The sequence below is a fragment of the Alteromonas sp. 76-1 genome (assembly GCF_900654235.1).
GTDB lineage: Bacteria > Pseudomonadota > Gammaproteobacteria > Enterobacterales > Alteromonadaceae > Alteromonas > Alteromonas naphthalenivorans.
In genome coordinates this window covers 3161518-3181680 of sequence record NZ_LR136958.1, presented here as the reverse complement: position 1 = coordinate 3181680, position 20163 = coordinate 3161518, and the positions used below count along the sequence as shown (strand labels likewise).

The window sequence follows — 20163 nt, the reverse complement described above, 5'->3', positions numbered from 1 at the left end:
TATTATAAAACGGGTAAAAACATGACCACAAATATCCACGACCAACGCATTCTTATTTTAGATTTTGGTTCACAGTACACGCAGCTTATCGCACGTCGTGTACGTGAAATAGGCGTTTATTGTGAGCTTTGGGCTTGGGACGTGACCGAAGAGCAAATTCGAGAATTTAATCCACAAGGGATTATTTTATCGGGCGGCCCTGAGTCAGTAACAGAAGAGAATTCGCCTCGCGCTCCTGAATACGTATTCGAAGCTGGCGTGCCTGTTTTTGGTATTTGTTACGGTATGCAAACCATGGCAGCGCAACTGGGTGGTGGTGTTTTAGGCTCAGACAAGCGAGAGTTTGGTTATGCGCAAGTAGAGATTATTAAACCAACGTCTTTACTTAGTCATATTGAAGATAGCATTGGCGAGAATGGCAATGCGTTACTTGATGTATGGATGAGTCACGGCGATAAGGTTGCCGCTGTACCTGCTGGGTTCGAAACTATTGCGCAAACAGCCTCTTGCCCACACGCTGCTATGTATAACGAAGAAAAGCAGTTTTACGGTGTTCAATTTCACCCTGAAGTTACCCACACTAAGCAAGGTATGCGTTTGCTAAGCCACTTCGTCATGGATGTGTGTAAGTGCGAAAAGTTATGGACTGCCGATGCCATTATCGAAGATGCCATTTCGCGTATCCAGAAGAAGGTAGGCGATGATCGCGTTATTCTCGGTCTATCGGGTGGTGTCGATTCATCGGTTACTGCCATGCTGCTTCATCGTGCTATTGGTGAAAACCTTACCTGTGTGTTTGTAGACAATGGTTTGCTTCGCTTAAACGAAGCTGACCAAGTGATGGAAATGTTTGGCGACCACTTTGGTCTTAATATTATCCGTGTTGACGCTGAAGAGCGCTTCTTAGGGCGTTTGAAAGATATTGAAGATCCAGAGCTCAAGCGTAAAGCGATTGGTAATGAATTCGTTCGTGTATTCGACGAAGAAGCTGGAAAGCTGGCCAATGCGAAATGGCTAGCGCAGGGCACTATCTACCCTGATGTTATTGAATCAGCCGGTTCAGCAACAGGTAAAGCCCATGTGATTAAGTCTCACCACAATGTTGGTGGCTTGCCAGAAGATATGGCGCTAGGTTTGGTTGAGCCATTACGAGAATTGTTTAAAGATGAAGTACGTAAAATCGGTCTTGAACTCGGTTTACCGTACGACATGCTTTATCGCCACCCATTCCCAGGGCCTGGTCTAGGTGTACGTGTGCTTGGTGAAGTGAAAAAAGAGTATTGCGATTTACTACGTCGCGCAGACGCTATTTTCATTGAAGAATTATATAACGCCGATTTATATCAGAAAGTGAGCCAAGCTTTTACCGTATTCTTGCCTGTACGCTCTGTGGGCGTAATGGGCGATGCCCGCAAATACGATTGGGTTGTATCACTTCGCGCGGTAGAAACAATCGACTTTATGACTGCTCACTGGGCGCACTTGCCTTACGACTTCTTAGGTAAAGTGTCGAATCGTATTATTAATGAAATTGATGGTATTTCCCGCGTCGTTTACGACATATCGGGTAAACCCCCTGCTACGATTGAGTGGGAATAAAAAAGTAAAAACCTCATTATTGTGCGCTTTAAGGTGTAACCAATGTAGTTTACTTTAATTGCATTGAACGCTTTTGATGCTCTACTAAGCTCAAAAGCGCACAATTTTTGAGGGTACTTCAAAAATACCAGTGTTAATTTTTCTAGCGTTACGTGAAAATAGAATATAACAATATAAACCTCTCTGAATGTGTCATCTCCATTACTGCAATGTTAGAGATGTTATCTAAGCAGCGGAAATAATAGATACTTCCTAAAAGGACTTTGTTTTGAAATATCGCTCCGAGATTGACGGCTTAAGAGCATTAGCCGTGTTGCCTGTCATTCTGTTTCATGCCGGATTTAAATTCTTTGCTGGTGGTTTCGTCGGTGTCGATGTTTTCTTTGTTATCAGCGGTTATTTAATTACCTCTATACTTATCGTCGAAATTGAGCGTGAAAAATTCAGCTTAGTGAATTTTTACGAACGGCGTGCTAGAAGAATATTACCTGCCTTGGTATTTGTTATTGTGCTATGTATGCCGGTTGCATGGCTCACCATGACCGTCGACAGTTTTAAAGAGTTTTCCCATAGTATTATTGCAGTAAGCCTTTTCGCATCTAATATTCTTTTTTGGCGAGAGAGCGGCTACTTTGAAGCCGCTGCTGAAGAGAAGCCTTTGCTTCACACATGGAGTTTGGCGGTAGAAGAGCAATATTACCTGATATTCCCTCTACTACTTATGTTTGCATGGCGACAAGGTTTTAAAAGAGAGCGGCTTTTTTTGTTGATAGCATTTATTGCAGCGATGAGTTTACTGGCATGCGAGTGGGGCTATCGAAACAGTCCAAGTGCAAATTTTTATCTCGCGCCATTTCGTGGTTGGGAACTGTTAGCTGGCTCTCTCACTGCTTTTATCGTGCAGAAACATGGTGTGAGATCTAATAATGTCGCGGCCTCCATCGGCCTTATAATGGTGCTTTATGCTACATTTTTCTTCGATAGCTTCGTGCCATTTCCTAGTTTTTATACGTTAGTGCCCGTGATTGGTGTGGTGTTAATCGTTTTATTTGCCGATACTAAAACATTAGTTGGCCGCTTGCTTAGCCTTAGATTATTCGTAGGAATAGGCTTAATAAGCTATTCAGCCTATCTTTGGCATCAACCTATCTTCGCCTTTACCAGAATACTTTCAGTGGAAGAGCCTTCCCATGGTCTAATGTTATCCCTTAGTTTGTTGACTATGTTGCTAGCCTATGGAAGTTGGAAGTATGTAGAAACACCCTTTAGATTCAAAGATAAGATAAGCCGTAAGTCAATATTCACGTACTCTTGCTTATCATTAATCGGTTTTATTGTAATTGGCGCTAGTAGTGCAACTTTTTCCACAAAATTAAATCCAGGTCGTTTTAATACGCTAAATAGCTTTCAAATTTCAGAGGCATCTCGAAGCAATACAGTTTTAAGAGAAGAGTCTTGGCGTTTAGTCCGTCAACACAACGAAAATGAACTGTGGTTCGATTTAGATAAAAACCATGAAAATGCATTGATTATAGGTAACTCGCATTCCAAAGATTTATATAACGTACTGGTACATTCAAAATATAATGACTCGGGATTTTCTTTCGCTCGTTACGGTACACAAATAAGTAGCGTTCAAGATAATTTTATCGAATTTAGGCACCTCCCGAATTTTGTACATGCCGACACTATAATTATAGCCTCTAGGTATGATCTAAACGATATTGCTTCTTTAGAGTTTGTCATTGAAAAAATTATTGATAGTGGAAAAGGCGTTATCTTAGTTAACAATATTCATGAGTTTCCTGAATACAGAACCCGTAGTTGGACTCTTGCAGAATTTATTGCTTATGACGTCAGAGATGATATGTCGATCAATTCCAACGACGCACTGGCTTATCGTATAAATGCAGAATATTTTAACGCTTACTCTGCGGGCAACATGGCAGAAAGAAAAGATTCTATTGGAACCGTGAAAGAGATTAACGAAGCGATCGACCTTATAGCTAAAAAATTCCCAGAGGTCACGCTGCTTGATAGAATGGACTATGTTTGTAAGCCTGCCTTAAAACAGTGTGCTGGCGTTAATCAATCTTTAGAAAAACTCTTTTACGATTATGGACATCACACGTTAGCGGGAGCTAAGTACTTTGGTGAAGAGGTTGGCCGTATAAATTGGTTGAAACCCTAGTTGTTAGCGCAACTCTTATCGTCAGAGAAGAAAGTTTCAAAATCTGCTTTTAGTTCTATAATTCTTTCGTATTAATGCGTATTTAAAGGTATGCAGAGTGATACGTTACCTGTAATATTTTTGTCATTAACATATCATTTAATGGCGGCGTTTCACGATTTTCGAATTTTCATTAGACTAAAGGTTAACCGCTGTGTTCAATTATACCAGTATCAGTCGATTGGTCATTACCCCTGTGCTTGCGAGCTTATGTTTATTGGTCTTTTTAAACGCCGCATCTATTTATAAATCTTTTTCGCTGTTGAGCAGTTTCGAATCACTAGAGCATACACTTGTTCAGGCAGAACGAGACGTTAACGCAACCTTAAATACCTTTAAAACCCAAGTTCAGGAGTGGAAAAATACACTGCTGCGAGGGCACAACGACGACGACCGCGAAAAGTACTGGTCTCGCTTTCAAAAGCGGGAAGCTGAGATAAAGCAGCAATTTAGCCAAATGTTGGCGAACCCTGTAGTGAGTAATAAAGCCAAATCGGATATTCGAAAATTCCAAACAGCGCACGCCTACATGGCTGAAAAGTATCGAGAAGGCTATGCGGCTTTTATAGCATCGGGTTTAGACCCGAAAATAGGGGATAGCTACGTTCGTGGTATTGACCGTGAACCTGCGAAACTACTTGAAAGTATTGCCGATGAAATAGCACATCAATCTGAGCTAGCCATTACTGATTTGAAAAACGGTACGCGAAGAATGTTATGGCTGATTTTGCTTGCTGCTATCGCGCTGTCACTGCTATCTGTTACTTATGTAATTAGTCGTCTTCGTACGCAGGTAATTAACCCTACCCGTGAAGTGGCTGCATGCATTTCTAATCTAGCTACCAGTCAGTACGATTACTCCCTGACGTATGCAAGTGGGCATGAGCTTGGCATTTTGGCTGACTCTGCTAGAGCATTACAAAGCAAGTTAAAAGCCTCGGTTACCCAGTTGCATCAAACCGAATTAGAAATGGAGCGTGCTTTTGTTGCCCTTGGCGATGTGGGGCAGTCAATAATGGATGGTGCGGTAGAGCAGCGCGATGCTTCACTCTCTTTAGATGCCACCACAGATAAATTAAAAGGGATAGTGCAGAACTTGGTCGCCATTACCGACCAAGTGGCTGTGGCCACCAAAAATTCACAGGATAACGTAGCAAGTTGTTATTCAACTTTTGAGCGGGCGAATGCTGGGTTTAAACAACTAGCAAAAACGGTAACAGAGTCGAGTGACATTGTAAGCGACCTACAAAGCCGTAGTAAGAATATTCTTAAAGTGGTTAATGTTATCAATGAAATTGCCGATCAAACCAATTTATTAGCTTTGAATGCGGCAATTGAAGCCGCTAGGGCAGGGGAGCACGGTAGAGGTTTTGCCGTGGTGGCTGATGAAGTACGGGCGTTGGCAGCGAAAACACAACAATCAACGAAAGAAATAAACGATATTCTTAGCAGCTTTGAAGCAGAAGCCCATGGAGCCGTACTAGCCATGGAAGAAGGTAAACAGCTTTCAGACAGCAATGCGGCTGAAGCAGGCACCGCATTACAAACCTTAAATAATGTGGTTGAGGACATTAAGGAAACGGCCAGTGTGGTGGTAGCACTTAATCACGCCGCAGACGAGCAAGAGACAGTGTTGTCGCAGGTGGAAAGTATTATTGCGAACGTGGTGGCATCATCTGACCGCTATCATAAATTGGCACAACGTGATGACATGGCACAGTCGATGAAAAGCATGTCAGACAATGTTGAAAAAGTGGTGAACAGTTTAACCCGCTAACACTTGATATTGCGTATAATAAAACGGAGTTAGTTTAAGTGCATGCTCCGTTTTCATAAACTCACTGGGGTTTTCGCCGCAAATAAAATAAGGTAGTGACTGAGACGTTATGATCCCATTGGTATTCCATCCTATTTATAGCCAACTTAGCCTACCTGAACGCCATCGTTTCCCCATTGATAAATACCAGGGCATTCGAAACGCGTTATCGTCTCACGGTGTTGCTGACAGTGTATTTCACACACCTTCACCGTTAGCGATAACGGAATTAGAGTGTCATTTCGACAAAGACTATGTTCAGCAGTTAACAAGCGGCACGTTAGATACAAAAGCTATGCGTCGTATTGGCTTTCCTTGGTCCGATCAACTCATCGAACGCACGCTTACGGCAGTGGCTGGCACATGTTTAACTGCTGAATTGGCGATAAAACAGGGAAAGGCGTTAAATTTAACCGGAGGCTACCATCATGCTTTTTCAGATTTTGGATCAGGTTTTTGCTTATTTAACGATTTATTTCTTGCGGCGAAAGCCATGCAAAAATTTATCGGTATAGACAATGTATTAATTATCGACTTTGATGTCCATCAGGGTGACGGTACCGCTAAGCTTACTCAATACGATAATAGTATTTTCACCGTGTCAGTTCATGGTGAGAAAAACTTCCCTTATCGAAAGCAGCATTCAAACATCGATATAGGCATGGCGAAGGGTTGTGAAGATGACGAATACTTAAATGCGGTGCAAGAAACGCTCGTCATGGTTGCTATGCAATTTCAAGCAGATGCCATTATCTATGACGCTGGTGTAGATATTCATATCAATGATGATTTGGGCTTATTAAACATCACGACTGAAGGCGTTAGCGCCCGAGACGATATGGTTTTTGCGTTCGCTGAACGTATGGGCATACCCATTGCGGCGGTTATTGGTGGCGGGTATCAGCGTGACATAGATGCGTTAGTAGAAGTTCATCTTCAATTGTACAAAGCGGCTGGCGTCATTTAAACAAGAGGCCTATTAAGTAAGGCCTCTCATTAAATATATGCTTATAGGAAAAGTAGCTGAAAGCCTAGTCCTACCCGTTCTTGAGAGCGGTTGTAATCAATAAGCGAGTCGCCGTAGCCGTTAAAATATTGAAATAATAATTCATAACGGTCGGTGAGCGGATAGGTTAAATCAAGCTGGATACTACCCCGGTTATTTCCTAAGTTAAGGTTATTTCGAAGCAATGCCATTACTTTAAAATTGCCAAGCTTGCGCCCATAACCAAATTCCACACGACCATAATAGTTTTCGATATCTGGGTTGTCATCACCAGTAGGATCAAGTGGGTCTTCTTTTTCATCTTCAGGAATACGATACCAAGTTTTTAGGTAATAAATATCGTCTTGGTCACTAAACACAACAGAGGCGAAAATACGGTTCCAACTTCTAGAGCTAAGGCCACTTTGTCCGTTAGACATGTGGTTAAACCCTAATTGAAAGGTATTAAATTTATAGCCTAAAACCGAGTAATCGGCTGTTTCTTGCCAAAATATCTCTGGCTCATAATTGGTTTCCCTAAAGGGTTTAGACACTTCACTGTTATATAACTGCCAAAATGAGGTGAGGGTAAAACCAAGATAAACGCCATCAAATCCAGTATCTTCCAGATAAAGAGGTAGTTTCACACTAACCTGAAATTTGGCTTCTTTTTTATCGACATTCTCTTCTGTGAGCTCTTCATTACCGTTTGAGTTTGGATTGGTAATGTAAGTCATAGGAAGTAAATAGTTCTGTCTATGCTGAGTAATAGCAAAAACGTTATCAATTGCTTCCTTGTCAGCTTCTAAGCGGTTATCAAGCGCGCTTTCAGAAGTGGTATCTCGTTTAATGATATCAATAACTTCAATATCACTCTCTTGTTCATCTTGCGCATTTTCTTGAGCAAGAGCATTTATGCTGCACAGACTGACTGCAGCCAATATTAAAAATGGCTTAAACACTGACACTGGTGGTGTTCTCCGTTAGGTAAGTCGTTGTTGTTTTTTTTTGCTAATCTATTTTAATTAGTGAAATCCAGTGACTGGCCTTCCGCTGATGCAAATATTTCTAGGTTCGACTCTGCAATGGTGATGTAGTCCATGCAGTGTTCAACCACCTTATCAATATCCTTATCTGTGCGATCTGGATCATGGCTGTATAGCGCTAATTTTTTTGAATTGCTCGCCATGGCAAGCTTTACGGCTTCTTCAGCTACCGAATGACCCCATCCCGTTTTAGCAGGCATATCTGACATCATATATTGTGCATCATGAATAATAACGTCTGCGTTTCTAGCAAAATCGACAAACGTTAAAAAGTCGGTTTCTTTTTTATACGGCGGGTAGAGTTCGTTATCAGTAATGTAGGCGATTTTTATGCCTTTTTCTTCAATACTATAGGCGCTACCTTTACCAGGGTGATTAATAGGGATTCGGCGAATGGTAGCAGTACCAATTTCCCAAATATCTTGCTCTGGCGGAATAATGGTTAGATGGAGTTTTGACTGTAACGCACTGACAGGGACAGGAAACGTTGAGCCTTCCATTTGCTTTAAAATCTGATCGTGTTCGGGCAAGGTCGTTTGCCCTGGGTAAATATAGATATCTCGGTCTTTTTGAAAGATAGGGCTGAAGAATGGAAAACCTTGTATGTGATCCCAGTGATTGTGGCTGAGCAACAAGTGAATAGGGGTATCTTTGCTGCGAAGTTTGTTCCCCAACAGCCTGATACCCGTTCCCGAATCAAGCACAATATCGGTGCCATCGGCTAATTCAATGTGAACGCATGCGGTATTGCCACCATAGCGAGCATAGGCTTCTCCAGGAGTAGGAACAGAGCCTCTCACGCCGTAAAATGTTAACCGCATATGTTCACCGTTTTTTATTCTTGTAGCTAACCGCTACTGCATAGCTGTATACAAGGTCAAATGCAAAATTACTAATATTTATCTTTCAATAATAGACAATGTTAGAGACTAACAACAAAGTCTTTAGCCGAATCTAAATCTAATAATTGCTTTTCACCTGTACGGCGGTTTTTGTATTCAATTTGTTGATTGTCGAGGTTTCTCTCACCGATAACAATGCTATGAGGTATACCAATTAATTCCATGTCATTGAACATAACACCTGGGCGTTCTTTACGATCGTCAAATAACACGTCTATACCTAACGCAATCAGTTGTTCGTATAGTGCCTCAGCAGCTTCTTTGATGCGGTGAGATTTATGCATATTCATTGGAATTAATGCAATTTTAAAAGGCGCGATTGGATCAGGCCACATAATGCCGTATTTATCATGGTTTTGTTCAATAGCCGCCGCAACAATACGTGAAACACCAATTCCGTAACATCCCATGGTAAGCGTTTGATGTTTACCCGTTTCGCTTAGTACGCCACAATTCATCGCTTCTGAGTATTTGCTACCTAGTTGGAAAATATGGCCCACTTCAATGCCGCGCTTTATTTCAATAGTACCATTGCCGTCTGGTGAAGCGTCACCAGCCACAATGTTACGTAAATCTGCCGTTTGTAAGTCCACAGTCCAATTTGCATTTTTCGTGATTTGGCCATTTTCGCCTGCACCACAAACAAAATCAGCAAGTGCTGCGGCACTAAAATCGACATGCATTGGCAACGTAACATCATTAGGGTTAACGAAAGCAGGATGAGCGCCTAAGATTTCAGTGGCTTTTTCTTCACTTGCTATAACAAGCGGACTAGCTACGCCAGTGACTTTTTCCGCTTTAACATCGTTAAGCGCGTGTTCTGCGCGCAATACTAATACAACCCACTGTTCAGTTGTGCTCTCTTCTTCCGTTTCGCCTTTAACAACATAAATGCTAAGTGCGCTATCTGAAGCTTTACCACTTACGACTTCAGCTGCTGCGCCTGAAGCTTGTTGTTTTTCTGGCATTGCCGTAGCCGCCATTTCAACGTTTGCGGCGTAGTCGCTGTCGCTTGCAAAGGCAATGGCATCTTCACCGGACTCGGCAAGGACGTGGAATTCATGGGAATGGTTTCCACCAATTGAGCCTGAATCTGCAATAACCGCACGGTAGTCTAAGCCCATGCGATTAAAGATATTTCCATAGGCTTCATACATTGTTTGGTAAGTTTTATCTAAACACGTATCGTCTAAGTGGAAGCTGTAAGCATCTTTCATGGTGAACTCACGTCCACGCATAATGCCAAAACGAGGACGCACTTCATCACGGAATTTAGTTTGAATTTGATAAAGATTGATTGGTAGTTGTTTGTAACTACTGATTTCGTTTCTAACTAACGATGTGATCACTTCTTCATGTGTAGGACCTAGCACAAAGTCTCGCTGGTGGCGGTCTTTAATGCGCAGTAACTCTGGGCCATATTCTTCCCAACGGCCAGACTCTTCCCACAAATCAGCAGGTTGGACTACTGGCATTAACACTTCTACACCGCCTGCTTTGTTCATTTCTTCACGAACGATGTTTGCCACTTTATTCAATACGCGAAGCCCGGTTGGCAACCACGTATAAAGGCCTGAAGCCAGTTTTCTTATCATACCAGCACGTAACATTAACTGGTGACTGATAACCTCAGCATCGGCCGGAGTTTCTTTCTGCGTGGCAAGTAAATATTGACTAGTGCGCATTCGAAGCGGTCTTCCTATAACTATGAAAAATACAATTGAGCGTATTCTAATTAACTGTGAGCAATAGTGCTACAACCACGTGCGACTAAAGCGTGTTAATCCCAATGACTTCGACCACACTATTTTTTACTGTGAAGGCAAAGTCATAATTATACAGTGCGGTATGGTAGGTCTTTTCATCACTTAATAGTTTATGACGATAAGCGGGGCGGGGGTCTTGAGCCAGCACGGCTGTTAGTAGTGTGGGTAGGTCCGGGTGCTGCGATGCGGCTTCGTGTAACATGTTTTGCACGAGTGGATTAATTATTACCTCTAAGTTGGGTATGGGAGCTGCATGATTCAGTTCTGCCATGCTATCCGATGCATGGGGGAGCGCATCGGCGTAGGGTAAATAAGGCTTAATATCGATAATTGGGGTGCCATCTAACAAATCTACTCCTTCGACGTGCAAGGTAAGCTTTCCATCTACAACCTCAGAACCTAAATTTTTCACTGCCGACATGCCTATACCATTTGGGCGATGCGTACTTCTTGAAGCAAACACCCCAAGCGTTGCATTTCCGCCTAAACGAGGGGCTTTCACCGAGGGTTTCCAGCCTTTATCTAAATTCTCATGGAAGAGAAAGAGTAGCCATACATGACTAAATACTTCTAAACCTTTAAACACACGGGGATCATCAAAGTCAGGCGCTAATACTACTTGCCCTTTCGCCTTGGCTAAATTGGGCTGTCGGGGAATAGCAAACTTTTGTTTAAACGGCGTTTGTATATGCCCGATAGCAGAAAGAGGAAACTGACTAGGGGGCATTACCTTAAAATCCTATTTGCATAGCGCACTGTCATAAAATTCTCACATAGTTTACGTAGAGTACGAATTCAAGTTTAAAACCTTGAACCAATTACGGACATTTGGGGCTGCCGTATTTGGCATCCCTGGACCCAATTAAACCCTTTGGCCTGTACATTTACAGGCCGTTTTTATTTTTAGCGCTTCGCATTTCCTTCAATACTTTTTCAAAATAAGGGCAACCTAATTCATTGGCTTTGGCAATATTGTGAGTGTAAATTTTCTCTGCATCATCTTCGTTTTTCATATAGCGGGCAATATCTCGCTCGCGAATTAAATGAAGTAGAGGGTAGGGAGAGCGGTTGGTATAATTCGCTACGCTGTCTTTAGCTTCGCCATCGAATTGATAGTCAGGATGAAAACTGGCAAGTTGGTACACGCCAGTGTACCCCCAATCAGATAGCATACGGTCACATATCGCTAATACATCCAGGTAATCATCGAAGGAAGCTGTAGGTGATGAAGGTGCGATGATAAGGGTAGTAGCAATATCGTCTTGTTCGTCTAAGCGTTTACACTCATCGAAAAGCGAGGCAATAACATCGCCTGCATCTCCTTTAACCACGACGCAGCGAATTTGGCCCGGTTGACGTACAAAACCTGCAAAGGGGCAAAAGTTGTGGTTGATGACAATGTCATCAACCCAACGCATAGTGGCTTCTATAAACTGTGTATCGTTCACAAATTCAACTTAAGAATGGTATTTGACGTAAGCTTCTAGGGTGTTTTCAATCAAGCTAGCGACTGTCATAGGGCCCACACCACCAGGAACCGGGGTAATCCACCCCGCACGTTGTTTAGCAGGCTCAAAATCTACGTCGCCAACTAATGAACCGTCACTCACACGGTTGATGCCAACATCGATAACGATAGCGCCGGGCTTAATCCAGTCACCAGGAATAAAGTTTGGCTTGCCTACCGCGACCACAAGAAGGTCAGCACGACTTACATGGGCTTTTAAATCTTGTGTAAATTTATGACAAGTAGTGACCGTACAACCCGCAAGCAATAGTTCTAAGCTCATAGGGCGACCCACAATATTAGAAGCACCCACAATAACCGCATCTAAACCTTTAACGGGGCGCTTAGTGGCCTCGATCATGGTCATGATTCCTTTTGGAGTGCATGGGCGAAGTGCGGGGATACGTTGTGCCAATCTACCTATATTATAAGGGTGAAACCCATCAACATCTTTAAGTGGGTGAATGCGCTCTAATACTTTTTCTGCATTTAAACCGGCAGGTAGGGGCAGCTGCACTAAAATCCCGTCTATTTCTTTATCGTCATTTAGTTGATCGACAAGCGCTAACAGTTCGTTTTCTGTAGTGTCAGCGGGTAAATCAAAAGAACGAGATACAAATCCCACTTCATCACATGCTTTACGTTTGTTAGAAACATAAACTTGAGAGGCGGCATCGCTACCGACTAATACCACGGCCAAACCAGGTTGACGTTTCTTTGCGTCTATAAGTGAATCTACATAAGAAGCAACATGCTGGCGTACTTGTTTGGCAATTAATTTGCCGTCAATTAAATGAGCTGTCATAGAAGTGATTATAATGTGTGGTCATTAAGTGCTAATTATTGTTTCATAAAACTGCATGTGGCGACCAGTAGAAACATACAATTACTGTAAATCGAGAAAACTTTTAAAGATTTGCGCTTATAAAAAGTAAATTTCGATAAATAGTGAAGTTGTTTACGATGAACGAATACACCTCCTACCTTAAAGTTTGCATTAAATTATTGGTTTTTAAGTTTCGGTTAGTTTGAAAAATGCCCAAAGTGCTCAAAAAAGCACAATTATGCGTGCTTTATGAGCGGTTGAATATTTTATTTAAAAAAGTGTTTGACGAGGTGGGGTCTTGTCAGTAATATTCGCACCCCGTAACGGCACAGACGCAAATTGCTTCAAACGTATCGTTACGCAGTCGGTGAGTGGCGCAGCTTGGTAGCGCACTTGTTTTGGGTACAAGGGGTCGTAGGTTCAAATCCTATCTCACCGACCATTTTTTGCAAGCGAAGATTCGCCGAGCGTCCGTAGCTCAGCTGGATAGAGCAACGGCCTTCTAAGCCGTGGGTCGCAGGTTCGAATCCTGCCGGACGCGCCATGCGAGTCAGGTAGGACCTGATTCGGATTGGTCGAATCTTTAAAGATAAACATGTACTATCAATTCAACATGTTTATTTATTGCAAGCACCTCAGTGGTGGGCGTAGCTCAGTTGGTAGAGCCCCGGATTGTGATTCCGGTTGTCGTGGGTTCGAGCCCCATCGTCCACCCCACTTTTTCGCGGGAGTGGTGGAATTGGTAGACACGCTGGATTTAGGTTCCAGTGCTTCACGGCGTGAGAGTTCAAGTCTCTCCTTCCGCACCATGTTTTAGGCTTTTTTCACAAAAGCTGTTGTAAGTGCTTTTTAAGTAGTATTGTCGGTGAGTGGCGCAGCTTGGTAGCGCACTTGTTTTGGGTACAAGGGGTCGTAGGTTCAAATCCTATCTCACCGACCATTTACTCTATCCTCGTTATATTTTCCTTACTAAATTCCTTATTTTTATCCGTTTGCACACTTATCATTCAAAAGCGTGTTACAAACTTGTGTTTCCCTCTCGACTCTCGTTCTCTGCGACTGTATACTACGGCGTCTTTTTTTAACTCGTATGTTTGTAACAAATACGCGATTAACACAGTATTGTGTGGTGTTTTGTTAGTGCAAACGTCGGAAACGACCTCTACCCCGGTGTGATATGTCACATAGACATGACGGGAGAGGGGATTGAGAACAAAGCGCTTAAATAGGCGTAAAGTTGAGGTAATATAATGCAAGTTTCAGTCGAGACGACCCAGGGTTTAGAACGCCGTCTTACTATCACCGTTCCAGCTGACGCTATTGATTCAGCTGTTAAATCTCGCCTACAGCAGTTGGCGAAAACGCAACGTATTAACGGTTTCCGCCCAGGCAAGGTACCAGTAAGCGTAATCAAAAAGCGTTTCGGCCAAGCAGTGCGTCAAGAAATTGCTGGTGATGTAATGCAGCAAAACTTCTACCAGGCTATCGTTCAAGAAAAAATTCAGCCAGCTGGTATGCCAAATTTCGAACTGACTAAAGATGAAGATGGTCAGGATTTGGAATTTGTTGCTTCTTTTGAAGTATATCCAGAAGTAGAAGTTAAAGGCATCAACGATATTGAAATCGAAAAGCCAGTAGTAGAAATTACTGACGAAGATCTTGATAACATGATGGTAACGCTACAGAAGCAACACGCTTCTTGGAAAGAAGTTAAACGTAAAGCGAAGAAAGACGATAAAGTTGTTATCGATTTCGTTGGTTCTATCGACGGTGAAGAATTTGAAGGCGGAAAAGCTGAAGATTTCGAACTTGAACTAGGTCAAGATCGCATGATCCCAGGTTTCGAAAAGCCACTTGTAGGCGCGAAAGCGGGCGAAGAAGTAACAGTAGAAGTTGCTTTCCCTGAAGATTACCATGCAGAAAACCTTAAAGGTAAAGACGCGGTATTCCAAGTAACAGTGAAAAAAGTAGAAGGCCAGTCACTTCCTAAAGTTGACGAAGAGTTTGCTACCTTATTCGGTGTTCAGGAAGGTGGTGTTGACGCGCTTAAAGCTGAAGTTCGTAAGAACATGCAACGCGAGCTAGATCAAACACTTAAAACTCAGGTTAAAGAAGACGTTATTGCTAAATTGGTTGACGCTAACGAGCTTGATATTCCTCAAGCACTTATCGACCAAGAAGTTAACGCTTTACGTGAACAAGCTAAACAGCGTTTCAGCCAACAGGGCGGTGGTCAAAACCTTCCAGAGTTGCCAGCTGAATTATTTACTGATAATGCTAAGCGTCGCGTTTCAATTGGCCTATTATTAGGTGAAGTAATTAAGCAAAACGAACTTAAAGCTGACGAAGCAAAAGTAAACGAGATGATCGAAACTGCTGCTTCTGCGTATGAAGACCCTCAAGAAGTTGTAGAATATTACAACAACAACCAAGAGCTTATGCAGCAAATGCAAAATGTTGCATTAGAAGAGCAGGCGGTTGAGTGGGTACTTGAGCAAGCTAAAGTTACCGAAGTAACTAAAGCTTTTGACGAGGTTATGAACAAACAGGCGTAATTTTTTACTGTCTGATTGACTTCACCTGTCAGCAACTGCTTAAATGCTCGGAGCCTTCCGAGCATTTTTGTTTTTAACGCTAGATAATCAAGGTAGCTATGACTAATACCCCATTTGATCCAATGAATGCACTTGTTCCTATGGTAGTTGAACAGACTTCCAAAGGTGAACGTTCGTACGACATCTATTCTCGTCTACTAAAAGAAAATGTTATTTTCTTAGTAGGGCAGGTAGAAGACCACATGGCCAACCTGATTGTGGCTCAAATGCTATTTTTGGAAGCTGAAAATCCAGAAAAAGACATTTTCCTTTATATCAATTCACCTGGCGGTTCTGTAACTGCGGGTATGGCAATTTACGACACCATGAATTTCATCAAGCCAGACGTAAGCACAGTATGTGTGGGTCAAGCGGCCAGCATGGGTGCGTTCTTGCTATCTGGTGGTGCTAAAGGTAAGCGTTACTGTTTACCGAATTCCCGCGTGATGATTCACCAACCTTTAGGTGGTTTCCAAGGTCAAGCATCAGATTTTGAAATTCATGCGAAAGAAATCCTGTCTATTAAAGAGAAGTTGAACCGCTTGATGGCGCAACACACTGGACAAGATTACGAGAAAGTTGCACACGATACTGATCGTGACAACTTCCTTAGTGCAACTGAAGCTAAAGAGTATGGTCTTATCGACCAAGTTATGACAAATCGATCTGACGCGGCTGCAACTAAGTAGTATAGTTATAGATAGTAGACCTGAACTAGTGCTTGGCACGATTTGGTTTTCGGTTCAGGCAAGGCAGAGGCAATAGTAATGAGTGATAAACAAAGCGGTGACGGTGATAACAAGTTACTGTACTGCTCGTTTTGTGGCAAAAGCCAACACGAAGTAAGAAAGTTAATAGCAGGCCCGTCGGTATTTATTTGCGACGAGTGTGTTGAGTTATGTAACGATATCATTCGCGAAGAAATCAAGGAAATCGCGCCTAAGCAGAAGCAGGATGCTTTACCAAAGCCAAATGAAATCCATGCACACTTAGATGACTACGTTATCGGTCAAGAGCACGCCAAAAAAGTATTGTCTGTAGCGGTATATAACCACTACAAACGTTTGCGTAATGGTGATGTGCACGATGGTGTGGAGCTTGGTAAGAGTAATATCCTACTTATCGGCCCAACGGGTAGTGGTAAAACATTACTGGCGGAAACGCTTGCACGTTTGCTTGACGTTCCTTTCACAATGGCAGATGCAACTACATTAACCGAAGCCGGTTATGTAGGTGAAGATGTTGAAAATATCATTCAAAAGCTTCTGCAAAAGTGTGATTACGACGTTGAAAAAGCTCAGCGCGGCATTGTTTACATTGATGAAATTGATAAAATTTCGCGTAAGTCAGATAACCCATCTATTACTCGTGATGTATCGGGTGAAGGTGTACAACAAGCATTGCTTAAGCTTATTGAAGGTACTGTTGCTTCGGTTCCTCCACAAGGTGGCCGTAAGCATCCACAGCAAGAATTTTTGCAGGTAGATACCTCTAAGATTCTGTTTATCTGTGGTGGCGCATTTGCAGGCCTTGATAAGGTTATTGAACAACGTGCGCAGAAAGGTACGGGTATTGGATTCGGTGCGGCTGTTAAGTCTAAATCTGAAAACACCGCGCAAATTAGCGAGTTGTTCAAGCAAGTAGAACCACAAGACTTAGTTAAATACGGGTTAATTCCTGAATTTATCGGTCGTTTACCTGTGGTCACTAGCCTTGAAGAATTGAATGAAGAAGCCTTAATTCAAATTCTTAAAGAGCCTAAGAATGCGATTACGAAGCAGTATTCAGCTTTATTTGATATGGAAGATGTGGAACTTGAGTTCCGTGACGACGCACTGCATGCTATCGCTAAAAAGGCGATGGATCGTAAAACGGGTGCCCGTGGTCTTCGTTCAATTGTTGAAGCAGTTTTGCTTGATACCATGTACGAATTACCGTCTGCGGTAGACGTAAGCAAAGTGGTTATTGATGAAACCGTCATTCGAGGCGAATCAAAACCTATTTTAATTTACGACAATACAGATAAAAAAGCAGCTTCTGAGTAGGTTGTTTTACTTTCTAAAAAAGGTCCTTCGGGGCCTTTTTTGTTTTCTAACAGCACATCACTATTTTCTGCGTTAGGCTTTGTTAATCTCAAGCTTACTTTCACCCTGAACCTCAACATTCAAGATCATTTACTTCAAAGCCATAAAAATAATACTCAAATATTACGCTTTCGCGTATAGCCAAAATCAGCGTTTTTTCGTCTTTCAAAAAACAACTTGTTGGTTATTTAAGCAAACAAACCCGTTTAACCTATCCTTTCTGATAGATTCGGCAACAAACTATTGCCATACGGTCTAAAATCGATAATGGTAAAGAAAAGCAGGGAAAGCAGCGAATTTACGTACATTAATAATGTTTTATTTGAACTTTGCGCTAGCATCCCCATATCAATCGACAATGCTAACTAATAGAGAACACGTATGACAGTTGAGCGAGAAAATCGCATTGAAATTCCTGTGCTTGCCTTAAGGGACGTGGTTGTTTATCCGCATATGGTCATACCCTTATTTGTCGGGCGAGAAAAATCGATTCGTTGTCTTGAAGCGGCAATGGAAAACGAGAAACAGATTTTCTTAGTGGCCCAGAAAGACGCCGGTGTGGATGAACCCGATGCCGATGACATTTATACCGTTGGTACTATTGCTACCATTCTTCAACTTTTGAAACTTCCTGACGGCACGGTTAAAGTGTTAGTTGAAGGGAGTGTGCGTGGTGAAGTTGAAGGTTACGAGCAATCAGAGCCATTCTTTGTAGCTAACGTAAATAAAATTGAAGACGGTGCTATTGATGAGAGCGAGCAAGAAGTGCTTATTCGCTCTGCGGTATCGCAGTTTGAAGGTTACGTTAAGCTAAACAAAAAAATACCGCCTGAGGTACTTACGTCGCTAAATGGTATTGAAGATGCTGCACGCTTAGCAGATACCATGGCTGCACACATGCCGCTTAAACTCACCGAAAAACAAAAAGTGCTAGAAATGAAAGGGGTGAATGAACGCCTTGAGTATTTAATGGCCTTGATGGAAGGTGAAATCGATTTGCTACAGGTCGAGAAGAAAATTCGCACCCGTGTTAAAAAGCAAATGGAAAAAAGTCAGCGTGAGTACTATTTGAATGAGCAAATGAAAGCCATTCAAAAGGAACTCGGTGAACTTGATGATGCACCAGATGAATTTGAAGCGTTAGCGAAGAAAATCGAAGACGCCAAAATGCCGCAAGAAGCGTTGGATAAAGCTAAGTCTGAGTTGCAAAAGCTTAAGATGATGTCGCCCATGTCGGCAGAAGCTACCGTGTTGCGCAGTTACATTGAGTGGCTAACCAACGTACCGTGGAATAAGCGCTCACCAGTGAAGAAAGATTTATCTCGCGCTGAAGTGGTTTTAAATGAAGATCATTACGGGTTAGAGAAAGTCAAAGAACGCATTCTAGAATACCTCGCGGTACAACAGCGTGTTAAAAAGCTGAAAGGGCCTATCTTGTGTCTTGTAGGGCCTCCTGGTGTGGGTAAAACCTCTCTTGGCCAATCTGTTGCGAAAGCGACAGGGCGCAAGTATGTACGTATGGCATTAGGCGGCGTGCGTGATGAAGCTGAAATTCGTGGGCACAGACGTACCTACATAGGTTCATTACCTGGTAAATTAGTACAGAAAATGGCAAAAGTTGGAGTTAAAAATCCACTTTTCCTATTAGATGAGATTGATAAAATGTCGTCTGATATGCGTGGCGACCCTGCATCTGCGTTACTCGAAGTGCTTGACCCAGAACAGAACAATAGTTTCAGTGACCACTATCTAGAAGTGGACTACGATTTATCTGATGTAATGTTTGTGGCGACCTCGAATAGTATGAATATTCCAGGCCCATTACTTGATCGTATGGAAGTTATCCGTCTTTCTGGTTATACCGAAGACGAAAAGCTAAACATCGCAACACGTCACTTAATCAGTAAGCAAATGGAACGTAACGGGCTTAAGTCTAAAGAGCTTGAGATTACCGAATCTGCCATTATCGGCATGATTCGTTACTACACCCGTGAAGCAGGCGTTCGTAGCTTAGAACGTGAGATTTCTAAGGTATGTCGTAAAGCCGTTAAAGATATCTTGCTGACTAAGAGCAAAGATAAAGTGTCAGTGACTCAAGATAATCTTAAAGATTACTTAGGTGTACAACGCTTCGATTACGGTAAAGCAGATAAAGACAATCAAATTGGCCAAGTTACCGGATTAGCATGGACACAGGTAGGCGGAGATTTACTGACTATCGAAACCACGTCAGTACCAGGTAAAGGCAAGATGACATCAACCGGTTCGCTTGGTGATGTTATGCAGGAATCTATCAAAGCTGCAATGACGGTTGTGCGTAGTCGCGCTGAAAAGCTTCGTATTAACGAAGATTTTTATGAAAAACGCGATATTCACGTGCATGTGCCTGAAGGTGCTACACCAAAAGATGGCCCAAGTGCGGGTATCGCAATGTGTACAGCTTTAGTGTCATCGTTAACAGGTAATCCCGTTAAATGCGATGTGGCTATGACCGGTGAAATAACGCTGCGTGGTGAAGTGTTGGCCATTGGTGGTTTGAAAGAAAAGCTACTAGCCGCACACCGTGGTGGAATTAAAACGGTGGTTATTCCAGCAGAAAATGAACGTGATCTGGAAGAAATTCCAGAAAATGTGAAAAAAGATTTATCAATTCACCCTGTAAAGTGGATTGATGATGTGCTTGATATTGCACTTCAAGAGCCAGTAGAGTCTTTTGAGGTTGCAACTAAAAGCTAAAATGGTTGGCTGCATGTCCTAATTTTAAAGGCTTGCAGCCTTAAATTTGCAATAATTGATTAAAAAGTGTGC

Annotated in this window: 14 protein-coding genes and 5 tRNA genes; 13 read left to right on the top strand and 6 right to left on the bottom strand. The window is 42.4% G+C overall.

Going from position 1 to position 20163, the window contains the following annotated elements; translation table 11 throughout:
• Positions 1-21 precede the first annotated feature (21 nt).
• From guaA to ALT761_RS13790, 4 genes are all read left to right on the top strand, one after another.
• The gene (gene guaA / locus ALT761_RS13805) at positions 22-1599 is read left to right on the top strand and encodes a glutamine-hydrolyzing GMP synthase (RefSeq protein ID WP_129739499.1); all 1578 of its coding nucleotides are present in this window, start codon (positions 22-24) and stop codon (positions 1597-1599) included.
• A 268-nt stretch (positions 1600-1867) separates the two neighbouring features.
• Positions 1868-3790 (top strand): acyltransferase family protein, encoded by a 1923-nt coding sequence (locus ALT761_RS13800; protein WP_129739497.1) that lies wholly within the window; start codon positions 1868-1870, stop codon positions 3788-3790.
• 193 nt (positions 3791-3983) lie between these two features.
• A complete protein-coding gene (locus tag ALT761_RS13795; protein ID WP_129739495.1) occupies positions 3984-5606 on the top strand; it encodes a methyl-accepting chemotaxis protein in 1623 nt (540 codons plus the stop codon).
• A 109-nt stretch (positions 5607-5715) separates the two neighbouring features.
• Positions 5716-6612 carry a histone deacetylase family protein gene (locus tag ALT761_RS13790; protein ID WP_129739493.1) on the top strand — a complete coding sequence of 299 codons (897 nt, stop codon included), beginning with the start codon at positions 5716-5718 and terminating at the stop codon, positions 6610-6612.
• A gap of 41 nt (positions 6613-6653) precedes the next feature.
• On the opposite strand, the gene ALT761_RS13785 is transcribed toward ALT761_RS13790, so the two are convergent.
• The 6 genes from ALT761_RS13785 to folD form a co-directional block, all read right to left on the bottom strand.
• The gene (locus ALT761_RS13785; protein ID WP_129739491.1) at positions 6654-7598 is read right to left on the bottom strand and encodes a phospholipase A; all 945 of its coding nucleotides are present in this window, start codon (positions 7596-7598) and stop codon (positions 6654-6656) included.
• 53 nt (positions 7599-7651) lie between these two features.
• Positions 7652-8497 (bottom strand): MBL fold metallo-hydrolase, encoded by an 846-nt coding sequence (locus ALT761_RS13780; protein WP_129739489.1) that lies wholly within the window; start codon positions 8495-8497, stop codon positions 7652-7654.
• 101 nt (positions 8498-8598) lie between these two features.
• Entirely contained in the window at positions 8599-10263 is a 1665-nt protein-coding gene (locus ALT761_RS13775; protein WP_129739487.1) for a proline--tRNA ligase, read from the bottom strand.
• Between the two features lie 85 nt (positions 10264-10348).
• The gene (tsaA, locus tag ALT761_RS13770) at positions 10349-11071 is read right to left on the bottom strand and encodes a tRNA (N6-threonylcarbamoyladenosine(37)-N6)-methyltransferase TrmO (protein WP_129739485.1); all 723 of its coding nucleotides are present in this window, start codon (positions 11069-11071) and stop codon (positions 10349-10351) included.
• A gap of 157 nt (positions 11072-11228) precedes the next feature.
• Positions 11229-11792: a DUF1415 domain-containing protein gene (locus ALT761_RS13765; RefSeq protein WP_172602890.1), complete on the bottom strand. Its 564-nt coding sequence runs from the start codon at positions 11790-11792 to the stop codon at positions 11229-11231.
• 9 nt (positions 11793-11801) lie between these two features.
• Positions 11802-12656 carry a bifunctional methylenetetrahydrofolate dehydrogenase/methenyltetrahydrofolate cyclohydrolase FolD gene (gene folD, locus ALT761_RS13760; RefSeq protein ID WP_129739483.1) on the bottom strand — a complete coding sequence of 285 codons (855 nt, stop codon included), beginning with the start codon at positions 12654-12656 and terminating at the stop codon, positions 11802-11804.
• A gap of 386 nt (positions 12657-13042) precedes the next feature.
• On the opposite strand from folD, the gene ALT761_RS13755 reads away from it, so the two are divergent.
• From ALT761_RS13755 to lon, 9 genes are all read left to right on the top strand, one after another.
• A tRNA-Pro gene (locus tag ALT761_RS13755) sits at positions 13043-13119 on the top strand.
• Positions 13120-13144: 25 nt separating this feature from the next.
• Positions 13145-13221: transfer RNA gene (locus ALT761_RS13750), tRNA-Arg, on the top strand.
• Positions 13222-13318: 97 nt separating this feature from the next.
• Positions 13319-13394 (top strand) — tRNA-His (locus ALT761_RS13745).
• A gap of 7 nt (positions 13395-13401) precedes the next feature.
• A tRNA-Leu gene (locus ALT761_RS13740) sits at positions 13402-13486 on the top strand.
• 54 nt (positions 13487-13540) lie between these two features.
• A tRNA-Pro gene (locus ALT761_RS13735) sits at positions 13541-13617 on the top strand.
• A 310-nt stretch (positions 13618-13927) separates the two neighbouring features.
• Positions 13928-15232 (top strand): trigger factor, encoded by a 1305-nt coding sequence (gene tig / locus ALT761_RS13730; protein WP_013783303.1) that lies wholly within the window; start codon positions 13928-13930, stop codon positions 15230-15232.
• 98 nt (positions 15233-15330) lie between these two features.
• Positions 15331-15960 carry an ATP-dependent Clp endopeptidase proteolytic subunit ClpP gene (clpP, locus tag ALT761_RS13725; RefSeq protein ID WP_013783304.1) on the top strand — a complete coding sequence of 210 codons (630 nt, stop codon included), beginning with the start codon at positions 15331-15333 and terminating at the stop codon, positions 15958-15960.
• A 78-nt stretch (positions 15961-16038) separates the two neighbouring features.
• The gene (gene clpX, locus ALT761_RS13720; RefSeq protein WP_057790625.1) at positions 16039-17316 is read left to right on the top strand and encodes an ATP-dependent protease ATP-binding subunit ClpX; all 1278 of its coding nucleotides are present in this window, start codon (positions 16039-16041) and stop codon (positions 17314-17316) included.
• 420 nt (positions 17317-17736) lie between these two features.
• A complete protein-coding gene (gene lon, locus ALT761_RS13715) occupies positions 17737-20091 on the top strand; it encodes an endopeptidase La (RefSeq protein ID WP_013783306.1) in 2355 nt (784 codons plus the stop codon).
• The last annotated feature ends 72 nt before the right edge of the window (positions 20092-20163 follow it).